General features: G+C 40.1%; 8 protein-coding genes and 1 pseudogene. 8 read left to right on the top strand and 1 reads right to left on the bottom strand.

All coding sequences use genetic code 11. The features are described 5' to 3' along the window. The first annotated feature begins 100 nt into the window (after nucleotides 1–100). The 3 genes from V7K56_RS26360 (at nucleotide 101) to V7K56_RS26350 (ending at nucleotide 3223) form a co-directional block, all read left to right on the top strand. On the top strand, nucleotides 101–994 hold the full coding sequence (locus V7K56_RS26360) for a glycosyltransferase family 2 protein (protein WP_334915168.1): 894 nt from the start codon (nucleotides 101–103) through the stop codon (nucleotides 992–994). A 107-nt stretch (nucleotides 995–1101) separates the two neighbouring features. Next, a complete protein-coding gene (locus V7K56_RS26355) occupies nucleotides 1102–2253 on the top strand; it encodes a glycosyltransferase family 4 protein (RefSeq protein ID WP_334915166.1) in 1152 nt (383 codons plus the stop codon). A 145-nt stretch (nucleotides 2254–2398) separates the two neighbouring features. Further along, nucleotides 2399–3223 carry a WecB/TagA/CpsF family glycosyltransferase gene (locus V7K56_RS26350; RefSeq protein WP_334915164.1) on the top strand — a complete coding sequence of 275 codons (825 nt, stop codon included), beginning with the start codon at nucleotides 2399–2401 and terminating at the stop codon, nucleotides 3221–3223. A gap of 283 nt (nucleotides 3224–3506) precedes the next feature. On the opposite strand, the gene V7K56_RS26345 is transcribed toward V7K56_RS26350, so the two are convergent. After that, on the bottom strand, nucleotides 3507–4601 hold the full coding sequence (locus V7K56_RS26345; protein ID WP_334915162.1) for an endo-1,4-beta-xylanase: 1095 nt from the start codon (nucleotides 4599–4601) through the stop codon (nucleotides 3507–3509). Nucleotides 4602–5072: 471 nt separating this feature from the next. Between V7K56_RS26345 and V7K56_RS26335 the strand changes: the two are divergent. The 5 genes and pseudogenes from V7K56_RS26335 to V7K56_RS26315 all read left to right on the top strand — a co-directional run. Continuing rightward, nucleotides 5073–5330: pseudogene (locus V7K56_RS26335) on the top strand (ABC transporter ATP-binding protein); the annotation flags it as partial. A 76-nt stretch (nucleotides 5331–5406) separates the two neighbouring features. Beyond that, nucleotides 5407–6810 carry an aromatic ring-hydroxylating dioxygenase subunit alpha gene (locus V7K56_RS26330; protein ID WP_334915158.1) on the top strand — a complete coding sequence of 468 codons (1404 nt, stop codon included), beginning with the start codon at nucleotides 5407–5409 and terminating at the stop codon, nucleotides 6808–6810. After that, the gene (locus V7K56_RS26325; RefSeq protein ID WP_334915155.1) at nucleotides 6782–7681 is read left to right on the top strand and encodes a nucleotidyltransferase domain-containing protein; all 900 of its coding nucleotides are present in this window, start codon (nucleotides 6782–6784) and stop codon (nucleotides 7679–7681) included. Before V7K56_RS26330 ends, V7K56_RS26325 begins: the two co-directional genes overlap by 29 nt. A 522-nt stretch (nucleotides 7682–8203) precedes the next feature. Beyond that, nucleotides 8204–11815: a pyruvate:ferredoxin (flavodoxin) oxidoreductase gene (gene nifJ / locus V7K56_RS26320; protein ID WP_334915153.1), complete on the top strand. Its 3612-nt coding sequence runs from the start codon at nucleotides 8204–8206 to the stop codon at nucleotides 11813–11815. Nucleotides 11816–12641: 826 nt separating this feature from the next. Further along, complete coding sequence (locus V7K56_RS26315) at nucleotides 12642–15014, top strand: beta strand repeat-containing protein (RefSeq protein WP_334915151.1); 2373 nt, start codon at nucleotides 12642–12644, stop codon at nucleotides 15012–15014. The last annotated feature ends 184 nt before the right edge of the window (nucleotides 15015–15198 follow it).

Raw genomic sequence — 15198 nt, 5'->3', positions numbered from 1 at the left:
CTTGATGATTTAGATTATGAAGATAATGTTTCAGAATTGTGTATAAGTTTGTTACTTGAGTTAATCACTTTTGTACATATTATATTATGAGGTAAATGAAATGAATAAAGCAAACCTAGCTGTAATTATGACATGTTATAACAGACGAAATACAACTCTTGCCTGTTTAAATGCTTTATATCAGCAAAAAAATCATTGTGATATTTATTTAACTGATGATGGGAGTTCTGATGGTACTACAGAAGCTGTTAAAGCAGAATATCCAGAAGTACAAATTCTTCAAGGTAATGGCAATTTATTTTGGGTCGGAGGAATGCATCTCGCTTTTAGTGAGGCAATAAAATATCAATATGATTATTATCTATGGTTGAATGATGACACATTTCTAGAAGCCAATGCTGTGAGTAAACTATTACAGGTTCATCAAAATTTGACGGAACTTGGTTATTTAGACTCAATTGTAGTTGGTTCAACTAAAGACTCAATTACAGGAAAAGCCACCTATGGGGGAGCAGTAAAATCTAAAAAGTGGTATTCTAATAAGTTTGAGTTTTTAGAACCAAGTTCCGTTATTCAAAAATGCGATGCTATGTATGGTAACTGCGTGCTAATCCCTAAAAGTGTTGCCGCTAAAGTTGGCAATATTGATACAGCTTTTGTTCATAGTTTAGGAGATTTAGATTATGCCCTAAGAGCGCGTAAATTAGGTTGTAAAATATGGGTAGCTCCTGGGTATATTGGTACTTGCACTAAAAATTCTATTCGCAATAGTTGGGCAGATACCAATTTAAATTTATTAGAACGCTTGAAAAAAGTACTACAAATTAAAGGATTTCCATTGAAATCATGGACTATATTTTGTAGCAGACACTCTGGACCATTCTGGATATTTTACTGGTTTTTACCCTATATCAGAGCAATTATTGGTTACAAAGATTTGGCAATTTCTCCGACATTTTCTGAGGATATTAATCAAACTAAATCAGAAGTTTAATACTTGCATGATAGTCATTATTGGATAATATTTGGATAAGTTACAACTATCTTAATTTTTTGATAAGTTGAGTTTCAAACTATAAAATAATAATCAGCAATCATTTTATGGGTAAACGCTTACTGATTGTCTCAACCCTCGATTCTAGTCAGCCATTTGGTGCATTCACTAGACCTTTTTATTTAGGACAATATCTTACTCAACATTTTGATGTTTTTCAGCTAGGTTTAGATTGTTCATCTGTTAATTATGCACCTTCTTTTTCTATTGGATCAAGAAGCTTGAAGTCATATATTCAATCCATAGAAAAGTGCATCGACGAGTTTTGTCCAGATATTGTGTATGCTCAAGAAACACTACCTGGATTGGCTGCTTTAGTTTCATTAAAGCTTAGAAAACACAGTAATTCCTCTCTTGTCTTAGATTTTCATACATTTTCGCCTTATGAATACTGGATGCGCTTGTTTTCAGTTGCCAATCCTTTCAAAGAGTTTGCACAATGTATTAAGACATATATTGCTCAAGGAATTTTAATATTTTCTGGTAGTCCAATTATTGCAGCAGGTGAATCAATTCCTAAACTAATTTCCCATTGGTATGGAAAAACTCCACAGCAAATTTATTCTATCGGGAATGGAGTGACTGAAGACTTACTCAATACTGAAGTTTTTCCAGATAAAGACCCTTATCAAGCATTCAGACCAGCTAAAATAGTGGTTATTATTGCTCCCAAAACATTTCAATTTCCAACTAATGATATGTCTATATCAATGGCTCTTGAGGTTGCTCAATCCATTGAAAGTCATCAAGAAAAAGTACATTTTGTTGTCATTGGTAGGGATAGTAGTGATATTTCAGAACCAATACCTTCTAACATTTCTTTTTTAGGCTTTTTACCTAAAAGAGAAGATTTTGTCGCCCATCTGAAATATGCAGATATTGCTTTGTTGCCGTTTTCAAAACAAGCGGTAGCAGGTGGTGCTCGCAATAAAGCATTAGATTATTTCGCTAGTAGAAAGTTAGTTATATCAACACCAGAAGGCTTACGAGGTTTAGAAGAATTTCACCATTTAGAACATCTGTTAGTAACAGGATACTCTAGTGAAGAAGTCGCTAATACAATACTTGATGCTGCTTCAAATCTTGATAAATATCAATCACTTGTAGAGACAGCATATACTTTAATTACAGAAAAGTATTCCTGGAATGCAAGAGCACAGAATATCGCGGAAATCCTCATGAAAACAAGTGCTTTTTAGTTATATTTAGAGAATAATTTTTAACTAAAAAACTGAGCTATTTCAATATTTCAATCCTGAAGTACTTAAATGTTGCTAATTAATTTTACAATACTCACCTTTACATTGAGATAACATCTCATATTTATCAAAATAAAAACAAAATATGAAAAAGCGATTTTCTTTTAAAGTTATTGGTGCTCAAGTGGATGCACTCTCTATCCTTGACTTAAATTTATTGATTGAAGAATCTATTGATCGGGATGAAAAATGGATTATTGCTAATCATAACTTACATAGTCTTTATCTCTTCCATAACGAGCTAAAAATGCAAGCTTTTTATTCCAAGGCAGAATATACCCATATTGATAGTATGCCTTTAGTATTTATTGGAAGGCTGTTGGGTTTTCCAATTAAACGCGAACAAAGAGTAACCTATGCTGACTGGGTATGGCCTCTGATGGCAGAAGCTGCTACTAAAGGCTGGCGTGTATTCTATTTAGGTTCAAAGCCAGGAGTTGCTCAAAAAGCAGCAAATATTTTATGCCAGAAATTTCCTGGTTTACAGATTGCTTGCGCTCATGGCTATATTGATATAAATAAAGATAGTCAAGAAAATCTTGCCACTGTAGCTACAATTAATGCTTACAAACCCCATATATTAATGGTGGGAATGGGTATGCCACGCCAAGAGTATTGGGTTTATGAAAATCTTGAACATCTTCATACCAACACCATTTTGACTAGTGGAGCCTGTATGGACTATATAGCAGGAGCAATACCTACTCCTCCTCGCTGGATGGGAAAGGTGGGGTTAGAATGGTTGTATCGCTTGTTATCTGAACCGAAAAGGCTTTGGAGACGTTACTTACTTGAGCCTTGGTTTGTTGGCACATTATTTTTACGAGAAATTTGGAGTATTTCAAGTAAACGAAAAAAAAATAACCTGCTGGTATTTCTAAGTACAAAATTTCACAAGCTTGTAGCTTGATCTAGTTTCTCAAAGTCTTATCAGTAGATTGCTCAATTCGTCACGAATTTATGAAATGTTGTACTAAGGTTTAATGATTAATTAGTCAGTAAGTCTTATTCAACTTTCATAATCGTGAATAGCAAAAAATATCTCCAATTATTTTGCTTATAATAATACTTAAAAGTGCTATACCAGTTACTGGCATAGTGAGGTACATTTTCAAAGCTACTAACCTTGGTAAACAAGATTTGGATGTACCTCAGTTGCTTAGGAAACGCTATATTTACGCCTTGGTGAAGTATTAAGTTGATTCCTGAAAAGCCTGGGCTATAGCATTGCGAGCTGGTTTAGATTGCAGGTTCTCATCGAAGGGAAGCGGGCGCAGAAATTTCCATAGACTTGGATTGTTTCTAAAGGTTTTTCTTGGCATCCACTCGGGATGACGTATCCAGGTATGACGGTCTGTAAGTCCCCATGTAATCACAGTATCGACTTGATTCTCAAAGCACATGTCAAGATATCGCTTGTAACTATCAGCTACCATTTGGTCTAGGCTTTTGATACTATCGGGTAGTGGGGTATCAATGATAATATCTAATTCCGTAATTATTGGTTTCACTTCAAGATTGTTAAGCCGTTTTAAAACCGAATTAAATCCTTTTTTGTCAAAAGGATATGCAGTAGAAAACCATAGATGTGATTGGATACCTGCGCCGTCAATTTTAACACCACTATTCTTCAGATATTCGACCATTTTTAAAAAACATTCTGATTTCCATGTGGTGCCTTCGATGCCAAAATCGTTTAGGTAAAATTTCTTGCTGCTATCAACTGAAGCGGCAATTAAAAACAAGTCTCGAATCAATTCTGGTTTTACTCCTTTACGCAAACCGTAAGTAGAGTTATCAGTTTCATTTTCACTATCAGCGATGATTTCATTGGCAATATCCCAAGACTTTAAAACGGGACTATTACGATAATGCCCCATGACTCCTTTAACATGGCGTTCGATCATCTTAGGTGTAGGGGGGTAAGGAACCCAGTCTGGTTTTCCCATGTGCCAGAAAAGGGTATGTCCGTGCAATTCTATCTTATGTTTTTGGCAGAAATCAGCGATCGCATCTGCTGATTCAAAGGTAAATTTTCCTGGCTGTGGTTCAGTAGCGTCCCATTTTAATTCACCATTCGGTGTCACAATGGAACATTCACGAGCCATCAGGTTAGCGTAATCTTTCTCTGTTTGCAAAAATTCATTAGAAATTGCTGCACCATAACGCTTTCCTTTGGCAGCAGCTAATTGCCGAAGAGAAGAATTTAAATTTTTACCTGTATAATTTCCTGCAATAGCATTCGTGCCTTGATTTTCTTTTTGGTTATCCTTTTGTAAAAAACCCATAGTTAATAAGGCAGAAAGGGTGGTATATCCTGCTCTTCTTAAAAAAATTCTCCGATAAGGCATAAATTATATTTAATAAAAAACACATAAGATTATATTACAAAATAAATTTTGATACTTTGTAAGGTTTCGTGATAATTCACACAGTCATTACACAAGATAAAAATTGTTAAACCTTAATGCGTGTTCGATTTACATCAATTAACTGCGCTTTTATATATTATTGGAAAACATACTACCCTAATATATAACGATTCATTCGATAAAAAATAGTTAATTCTGTCTACATTAGCACCGGATAGTGGCGAAATTCTGATGTTTGCTGATCGTGCTTTTTTTGCTGTCGATAGTAATGCGATCGCTAGTGACTCTATTTTTCTCTAGCTATTCCCAGAACGTAAACTTGATCGCATCGAAGTTGGATTAATTAAGCTTAAACCAGATACCGATACGGAAAAGTGCGATCGTGGACAACGGGTAGTTATCGCTCGTGCTTTAGTCAGCCATCCTAAGATTGTTTTAGCAGATGAACCCACACTGCTGCACTCGACAAAAAATCTGGGCGTGAGCGATGTCTTAGAAATAATGCAGAAGGTAGCTAAAGAACAAGGCTGTACGATTTCGCTAGTTACTCACGACAACCGCATCCTCGATATTGCCGATCACATCTATATGGAACATAGTCAACTGAAAACTGATAGTGTAGATGTTGTCACAGTCAGCAATTAATACCAAATTTTGAGTTGTTATATTGCCAAATTAACTTTTTGTTATAGTTTTATAAATTAGGTTTCTAACTCTTTTTATGACAACTCAGTTTTCCTGGACTAAACAGTGGTATCCTATTATTCCTTTAAACTACTTAGATGTTTTGAATCCCACTCCTATAACTCTTCTAGGGAAAAAACTGGTGATTTGGAGAGACAAAAATCAAAAGTGGATCGTAATGGATGATGTTTGTCCTCATAAGTTGGCGCGACTATCTATGGGAAGCATCACTGAAGATGGAAACTTAATGTGTAGACATCACGGTTGGTGTTTTGATGGTGAAGGTAAATGCACTCATATTCCCATGTTGGCTGGTAGCCAAGCAGAAATAACTGCTTGTGATAGTTTCAGGTCAAGAGTTATAACATATCCTACACAAGTTACCCAAGAATTGCTTTGGGTATGGCCAGATGATAGTTCAACAGCTTTTGAGGATTGTAACTCCAAGCAGCCAGCGATCATACCTGAGTCTGAACTAGATATATCTTCCACCTCCTGGCATATGACAGAAGTTCCTGTTGGTTATACTGTGTCTGTTGAAAGTACTTTTGATCCTTCTCATGCAGAATTTCTTCATGAAGGAATAGGTATTTTTTCACCTAAAACAGCTGTGCCTATGAAACATTTTGAATCTGTTGGAGAAATATCTGCTCAAGAAGGTTTTACTCTCAAACATCAAGGCTACAATCTCTTCAACAAAGATATGGAGGCGATGCGGAAGTTTACTCCACCCTCTTGTAATACTACGATATATCGTTACCCCAACGGCAAAACTAATATTTTTCAGTTGTATTTTGTTCCTACACAACCAGGTTACTGTAGGTACATTGGCAAGTTTATTTCTGATGGAAGTTTAGTTAAAAGAAATTTTTGGCTTGAGATTCTCCCAAAGGATTTACAAATTGGGTTACAGCACTTATCTACATATAAGCTAAGTGATCAAGATTTATCAGCTATGCATTCTCAGGAAGTGAATCAGTCATTGTTAGATACAAAATGGCAAAAGACATACTTTATGCCTTCTCCGGCTGACGTGGGTATTATAACTTTCAGAAAATGGCTAGACGAATTTGCTGGAGGTAGTCCTTCATGGCAAGGGTGTGTAGAAGGCAGTTTTAAACAATTGAATGATGAACAACTATATGACCGATGGCATAGACATACAAAGCATTGTCCAAGTTGTCGTAATTCTCTGGTTATTATAGAAAAGGTACAAAGATTTTCTAATATTTGCACTTTGATATTTGCACTCTTAACATTGGTTTTTATCTTGACAGGTGTTCACCTAAGTTTGGTATTGATATCAACCATCATTGCAGTCTTGAGTTCTTTATTATCATATAAGTCGAACGATATTAAACAACTTTTTCTTAGTAGTATTCCCCATAGAGGTTTACCTTTGGTTAAACTTTATGACAGCAATGCAAAAATCTATAAATAAAGAATCGCCTCAATTCATCAACCATATTGTTTCAAGTTTGCGGTCAATTGAGGGAATTACAGCGATCGCACTGGGTGGTTCACGGGCACGGGGCAACCATACCCTAAAGTCAGATGTGGATTTGGGGATTTATTATAATCCAGAAAACCCGCCCGATTTAATTGCTCTAAATCACCTCGCTTGTGAGCTTGATGATAAGCATCGGGTAAATTTGATTACTGCCACTGGTGAATGGGGAAAATGGATTAACGGCGGCGGTTGGCTTGTGGTAGAAGGTGTAGGTGTAGATTTCCTCTATCGCGATTTGGCGAAGGTCAATCGTATCATTGATGATTGCCATATAGGACGGATTACTATTGATTATCAACCAGGACACCCTCATGGCTTTGTTTCCTCTATTTATATGGGGGAAATTGCTATTTGTCAGGCACTTTACGACCCCGATGGTGTTTTAGAAGCTTTGAAGGTAAAAACAAAGCCCTATCCAGTTGAGCTGAAACAGGCAACTATTGATACTTTCGCCTGGGAAATAAGTTTCTCGCTGCTGGTGGCAAAAAAGGCGATGCCTGCGGCGGGCTGCGCCAACGCACGCAATGATGTTGTTTACGCAGCAGGTTGTTGTTTCCGCAGTGTGGCATGTATTAATCAGGTTTTATTTGCGCTTAATCAAGATTACCTGTTGAATGAAAAAGGGGCAATCGCAGTTGCTAATAGGTTTGCTATTTGCCCGCAAGACTATCAACAACGGGTTGAGCAAGCGTTTGCACTTTTAGCTGCCGACGCAAAATCAATAACTGAGGCGATCGCGATTATTGAGGCGATTGAGAATGATTTGAGTCAATGGTATGGAAATCGGCGATTAGCAATGTAATTTTTATTGCCATCTTGCTTCTGTTGCTATGGGATTGAAAGTGATATTTGACCATCGTACAAAATAGTTCCAAAACTGCGTAGTTTTTGCTTAAAAAATAACTTCAGCGTAGGTTGGTTGAGGAACTTAGACGCAACATTTTCAGAACTTTGTTGGGTTTTATCACCTTTAACTAACCTATAAATTTTCTTAACCGAGTAGTATTGTTCCCGACCCTATACCCCACAAAAAAGAATAAATTGTTTTAAAGTGTTATCAAATAAAGACTTTGGTCATTGAGTACATTATTAATAGATATTAATAGATGCAGGATTGCAGATGAGATATTAATAGATGCAATATTTGTTGAAAGTTAACTTAAGAGCCTAAAGCTATCAACAAACTATCCTTTAACACGGAGTAAATCCTACCGCTAAATCTTTAATGCAGATAATACACTTACTTTCTAGTACTGGCTATTTCTGATTCTTATATTCACGTGTTCTGATAATGCAGCTTAGAGGCGGAGGCAAAAATCATATTATGAACAAAACTTTTGCAACCATCGATGGGAATGAGGCTGTTGCCCGTGTTGCTTACAAATTAAATGAAGTGATTGCCATTTATCCTATCACCCCCTCTTCAGCAATGGGTGAATGGGCTGATGCTTGGTCAGCAGAAGGTCGTCCTAACCTCTGGGGTACTATTCCCAGCGTCGTGCAGATGCAGAGCGAAGGAGGAGCGGCTGGTGCTGTACATGGGGCTTTGCAAACAGGTTCTCTGAGTACCACCTTTACGGCATCTCAGGGATTATTGTTAATGATACCCAACTTCTACAAAATTGCTGGTGAGTTGACTAGCGCTGTAGTTCACGTTGCCGCCCGTTCCTTGGCTACCCATGCTTTATCAATTTTTGGCGACCATAGCGATGTGATGGCAGCTCGGGCGACTGGTTTCGCCCTGCTGTGTTCCGCTTCCGTGCAGGAAAGTCAGGATTTTGCTCTTATCGCCCATGCTGCTACCCTAGAGGCGCGAGTCTCCTTTATGCATTTCTTTGACGGCTTCCGTACCTCCCATGAAGTGCAGAAAGTCAAATTGCTCTCAGATGATGATTTGCGATCGCTCATCCACGATAACTTAATACTCACCCACCGCAGCCGTGCGCTGACCCCAGATCGCCCAGTGTTGCGCGGTACTGCCCAAAACCCCGATGTTTACTTTCAAGGGCGTGAAGGCGCTAACCCTTACTACAACGCTTGTCCAGATATTGTCCAGCGGCTCATGGATGAATTTGGAGAACGCACAGGAAGGCATTATCAAATCTATGAATATTACGGTGCTAACGATGCCGATCGCGTTATCGTTCTTATGGGTTCAGGCTGTGAAACCGTCCATGAAACAGTAGATTATCTTAACGCCCGTGGTGAAAAACTTGGTGTAGTGAAAGTGCGACTTTACCGCCCCTTTGATGTTCAAAGGTTTGTTGCAGTATTACCAACTAGTGTAAAAGCGATTGCAGTTCTCGACCGCACCAAAGAAGCAGGTAGCGCCGGGGAACCGTTGTATTTGGATGTTGTGGCTGCTATCCATGAGGCGTGGGAAGATAAGAGAGCAGGGGGAGCAGGGGAGGCAGGGGGAGAAAATACTTCCTCATCTCCTAAAATTATTGGTGGTCGTTACGGTCTTTCTTCTAAAGAATTTACGCCGGCGATGGTCAAGGGTATTTTTGATAATCTTGCTCAAGCTAAACCAAAAAATCACTTTACGATTGGGATTAATGACGACGTTAGTCATACTTCTTTGAGCTTTGACCCTAATTTCTCTACAGAATCGGATAATGTTGTTCGGGCAATGTTCTATGGGTTGGGTGCTGATGGCACTGTTGGCGCTAACAAAAACTCCATCAAGATTATTGGTGAAGAAACCGACAATTACGCCCAAGGCTACTTTGTCTACGATTCTAAGAAATCTGGCTCAATGACCGTCTCTCACCTACGCTTCGGTAAAGAGCCAATTCGCTCCACTTATCTAATTGACCAAGCCAACTTTATTGGTTGTCATCACTGGGGATTTCTGGAACGCATAGATGTTTTGAAGGCTGCTATTCCTGGGGCGACTTTACTGCTTAACAGTCCATATAATGAAGATACCGTCTGGGAATATCTACCGTTGAAGGTGCAGCAGCAAATTATCGCCAAGCATTTGAAGTTATATGTAATCAATGCTAGCCAAGTTGCCCGCGAAAGTGGTATGGGTGGCAGAATTAACACGATTATGCAGGTATGCTTCTTTGCCTTAGCAGGTGTCTTGCCGCAGGAAGAAGCGATCGCTAAAATCAAACAAGCGATTGATAAGACTTACGGTAAAAAAGGTGCAGAAGTTGTCCGCATGAACTTGCAAGCTGTAGACAACACCTTAGACAACTTACATAAAGTAGATATCCCACAGACAATCCAAAATCCTCACTCTTGTACAGACGCGATTAATCGCGTCTCTTCTAATTCCGCTCCCGAATTTGTGCGGGAAGTTCTGGGCAAAATCATGGTATGGGAAGGTGATGATTTACCTGTTAGCACACTACCAGTTGATGGCACTTTTCCCGTAGGTACTGCCAAGTGGGAAAAACGTAACGTTGCCCAAGAGATACCTGTGTGGGAGCCGGATGTCTGCGTACAATGTGGTAAGTGTGTCATGGTTTGTCCCCACAGTGCCATCCGTGCAAAGGCTTATCAAGCCGATGAGTTAGTTAATGCACCAGAAACCTTTAAGTCAACTGTTGCCAAAGATAAAGACTTTGCCAATCAAAAATTTACTATTCAAGTTGCTCCAGAAGATTGCACCGGATGCACGATTTGTGTAAATATTTGTCCTGCTAAAGATAAATCTCAGCCATCGCTGAAAGCGATTAATATGGCACAGCAGTTGCCATTGCAAGAGCAAGAGCGGAAAAACTGGGACTTCTTTTTGAGTTTACCTAATCCTGACAGGCGATCGCTAAAATTAAACCAGATTCGCCAACAACAACTGCAAGAACCATTATTTGAATTCTCTGGTGCTTGTGCAGGTTGTGGTGAAACACCTTATTTGAAATTATTAACACAATTGTTTGGCGATCGCGCTGTCATCGCCAATGCTACAGGTTGTTCTTCAATTTATGGTGGTAATCTCCCCACAACACCTTGGACAACCAACGCCGAAGGACGCGGCCCGGCGTGGTCTAATAATTTATTTGAAGATAACGCCGAATTCGGTTATGGCTTTCGCCTTTCCCTCGACAAACAAGCTGAGTTTGCGGCAGAATTGTTGCAAGAATTGGGGAGTGAAATAGATGAAAACCTTGTCTACTCCATCCTGAAAGCTGAACAAAAATCTGAAGCTGACATTTGGGAACAGCGCGAAAGGATAGAATTGTTGCAGCAAAGGTTAGATGAAATTGTCACTTTCGATCCTAATCTCAAATCCAAAATCCAAAATCTCAAATCCCTTGCAAATTACTTGGTGAGAAAAAGCGTCTGGATTGTTGGCGGTGACGGTTGGGCTTATGATATTGACTTTGGCGGTATCGATCATGTAATTGCTAGTGGTCGAAATGTCAACATCTTGATCATGGATACAGAAGTGTATTCTAATACAGGCGGTCAATCTTCTAAAGCCACGCCACGAGCCGCAGTTGCTAAATATGCCGCCAGTGGTAAGCCAGCACCAAAAAAAGACTTAGGGATGATTGCCATGACCTACGGGAATGTCTACGTAGCGAGTGTAGCTCTTGGTGCTAGAGATGAACATACCCTGAAAGCATTTTTGGAAGCAGAAGCTTATGATGGCCCATCAATAATTATTGCTTACAGCCATTGCATCGCCCACGGCATCAATATGACCACAGGGATGAATCATCAGAAAACTTTGGTAGAATCGGGTCGTTGGTTGCTGTATCGGCATAATCCAGAGTTGCTTAACCAGGGAAAAAATCCATTGCAATTGGATATGCGATCGCCTCAGCAATCTGTAGAACATTCGATGTATCAAGAAAATCGCTTCAAGATGCTCACCAAGAGTAAACCCGACGTTGCTAAACACTTATTAGAACAAGCCCAAGCTGAAGTAGATACACGTTGGCAAATGTACCAATATCTGGCAAAGCGCGATATTCTCTGAACATTAGCCCTGATATTTAGTTACAACATACCATTTTTGTAACGAAAATAGTTATTTTCGTTACAAAATAATCATCTTGGTTACTAAAATCATTATTTTTGTTACAAACATTAAAACTTTTGTTATAAAATAACCATTTTGGTTACTAAAGTCGTTGTTTTCGTTACAAACATCAGAATTTTCGTTACAACATAATCATTTTAGTTACTAAAGTCGTTATTTTCGTTACTAACGCTGTGGTTTAAGTTGTGTTGAACGTCGTCCTTGAGCCAACAAACGCACAAATATTAGGCTTCGTTCCTCAATACAATGTATAAAAATAGCGCCATGTCTTTGACGGGCGTAGCTGCAACAAAAACTTTACTTGGCACATCATAAAATTAACTCTAACTTTACCATAATTTCATCTAGCCTATTGACAATGCTTAGATGTTATCAGAATATTTTAATGATTTAACGGTTATCAAAGTAATTTTTGTTTAGAGGTTAGTTAAATCTGTTGACTAGCTGACACTAAAAAACCGCGATCAATACAACTGGTAATTGTAAGCCTTGTAACTCGTGATTAAATTTCTTAATTACGAATTACGAATTACAAACGCGACACTGAGCGATCGCAGGTTTAAATAGGGAATTTCTTGTAAGTTTGCACAGGCTTTTTGGTGTTTGTCTAGCCTTGCCAGTACTCAGAACAGGGGGTTTCCACGCCACTTTCTACAACGCGGGGAACCCCCGCAATGGAGTGGCTCCCCATGAGCAACTGGCGCGCGAATTCTATTGACCAAGGCTGACGAATGCTCAATCACTACCAATATATGAGAAAATCATGGCTAATTTATCATTCAATTTCATTAACCTGTCTGACTTAAATGGTACTAATGGCTTTATAATTGACGGCATTGCAGAATATGACGGCTTAGGCAGCTCAGTCAGCAATGCAGGGGACATCAACAACGATGGCATTGACGACCTGATTATTGGGGCACCAACTGCCGACCTCAACGGCAAAGAGAATGCTGGGCAAAGCTATGTAGTGTTTGGAAGGACGAATCTGGGCAGTGGCGGCACCCTCAACCTCTCTGATTTGAATGGCACTAATGGCTTTATAATTAACGGCATTGGAAAACTTGACTTCTCAGGCGGCTCAGTCAACAATGCAGGGGACATCAACAACGATGGCATTGACGACCTGATTATTGGGGCAGATAGTGCCTCCCTCAACGGCAACTTTAGGGCTGGGCAAAGCTATGTAGTGTTTGGGGGGACAAATCTGGGCAGTAGCGGCACCCTCAACCTCTCTGATTTGAATGGCACTAATGGCTTTATAATTAACGGCATTGGAAAACTTGACTCATCAGGCGGCTCAGTCAGCAATGCAGGGGACATCAACAACGATGGCATTGACGACCTGATTATTGGGGCATATCAGGCCTCCCCCAACAGCGGCATCCCCCCTTATACTGGGCAAAGCTATGTAGTGTTTGGGGGGACGAATCTAGGCAGTGGCGGCACCCTCAACGTCTCTGATTTGAATGGCACTAATGGCTTTATAATTAACGGCATTGGAAATTTTGACGGATTAGGCCGCTCAGTCAGCAATGCGGGGGACATCAACAACGATGGCATTGACGACCTGATTATTGGCGCACCAACTGCCGACCCCAACTTTAGGACTGGGCAAAGCTATGTAGTGTTTGGGGGGACAAATCTGGGCAGTGGCGGCACCCTCAACCTCTCTGATTTGAATGGCACTAATGGCTTTATAATTAACGGCATTGCAGCAGATGACCTTTCAGGCAGCTCAGTCAGCAATGGGGGGGACATCAACAACGATGGCATTGACGACCTGATTATTGGGGCATATTTTGCCTCCCCCAACGGCAAAGAGAATGCTGGGCAAAGCTATGTAGTGTTTGGGGGGACAAATCTGGGCAGTGGCGGTACCCTCAACCTCTCTGATTTAAATGGCACTAATGGCTTAATAATTAACGGCACAACATCTGACTTTTCAGGCAACTCAGTCAGCAATGGGGGGGACATCAACAACGATGGCATTGACGACCTGATTATTGGGGCAGGGTTTGCCAACCCCAACGGCAAAGATCTAGCTGGGCGAAGCTATGTAGTGTTTGGGGGGACGAATCTGAGCAGTGGCGGCACCCCTGGCAACTTGACTGGAACTTCTGGTGCAGATACCTTTTTTGGCACACCTAGCAACAACATCGATGGGTTAACTGCTAACGATACCCTAACAGGCAACGGCGGTCAAGATAAATTTGTATATCGCCCTGGCGATGACAATGACATCATCACCGATTTTGCTGGCGTAGGTAAAGGCTCAAACCCATCACCAGCAGTCATTGCCAATGTTGATACACTGCAATTTACAGGTAATAGCTTAACTGCCCGAAATCTGCAACTAACTCAAAATTCCAACAACTTAGAAGTCACTTTTGAAAATGTTGCTAATACCAAAGTCACTCTGCAAAACTTTCAGTTAGAAAACCTGGATGACCTGCTAGCAACTTCTTCAAGACCTGCACTAGGCAATATCCTATTTGATGGACAAAGCAGCATCACCGACAGCTTTGATGTGATTAATGCCGACTCGACTCAAACTAACATTTTCAATAAAAATACTGTCACTTTCCTGAATGACTTAAACAATAACATCGCTGGTTTCGACAACTCCAATGATGTGATTAATGGTCAAGGGGGTAACGACATTATTAATGGCTTGAGTGGCAATGACTTGTTGCGGGGCGGGTCAGGCGATGATATTCTCATCGGTGGAGAAGGTAATGATATTCTTGTAGGCGGTGCAAGCAATGATATCCTTGTTGGTGGTGCGGGTGCTGACAGATTCCTTTACAACACCGATGCAGCCTTTGCCCTGACTGCTGTTGGTGTAGATGCGATCGCTGACTTCAATAGTTCTGAATGTGACAAGATTGTACTGGATAAGACTACCTTTAGTGCCATTACCTCTGTTGCGGGAAATGGTTTTAGCAACGCCAGTGATTTTCAAATCACTAATTTAGCAGGCACTAGCACGGCGAAAATTGTGTACGATCCTGTGAGTGGACAGTTGTTCTACAACCCTAATGGCAGCGCGACTGGTTTTGGTAATGGTGGTGTATTTGCAACTTTAACTGGTGCGCCAACTCTGGCGGCATCTGATTTTGTGTTGCAAGCGTAGTTCGTTTAACACACCGAGTTTCAAGCTGGAAACACAAAACTTCAAGTTTGGAACTCGCCACAAGCAGCAGTTGCTAAATATGCCGCCAGTGGTAATCATACCGAAGAAAGACTTAGGGATGATTGCCATGACCTACGGAAATGGTTACTAAATTCATTATTTTTGTTACAAACATGGCTTTGTT

Origin of the sequence: Nostoc sp., from assembly GCF_036917535.1 — a bacterium.
Classification (GTDB): Bacteria; Cyanobacteriota; Cyanobacteriia; order Cyanobacteriales; family Nostocaceae; genus Nostoc.
Note: the sequence above shows the minus strand (reverse complement) of the source record. Positions and strands in the feature narration are given on the sequence as shown.

Excerpts from the sequence above, each read along its gene's own strand:
- V7K56_RS26360 (WP_334915168.1), top strand. The coding sequence starts at position 101 with ATGAATAAAGCAAACCTAGCTGTAATTATGACATGTTATAACAGACGA.
- V7K56_RS26355 (WP_334915166.1), top strand. The coding sequence starts at position 1,102 with ATGGGTAAACGCTTACTGATTGTCTCAACCCTCGATTCTAGTCAGCCA.
- V7K56_RS26350 (WP_334915164.1), top strand. The coding sequence starts at position 2,399 with ATGAAAAAGCGATTTTCTTTTAAAGTTATTGGTGCTCAAGTGGATGCA.
- V7K56_RS26345 (WP_334915162.1), bottom strand. The coding sequence starts at position 4,601 with ATGGGTTTTTTACAAAAGGATAACCAAAAAGAAAATCAAGGCACGAAT.
- V7K56_RS26330 (WP_334915158.1), top strand. The coding sequence starts at position 5,407 with ATGACAACTCAGTTTTCCTGGACTAAACAGTGGTATCCTATTATTCCT.
- V7K56_RS26325 (WP_334915155.1), top strand. The coding sequence starts at position 6,782 with ATGACAGCAATGCAAAAATCTATAAATAAAGAATCGCCTCAATTCATC.
- nifJ (WP_334915153.1), top strand. The coding sequence starts at position 8,204 with ATGAACAAAACTTTTGCAACCATCGATGGGAATGAGGCTGTTGCCCGT.
- V7K56_RS26315 (WP_334915151.1), top strand. The coding sequence starts at position 12,642 with ATGGCTAATTTATCATTCAATTTCATTAACCTGTCTGACTTAAATGGT.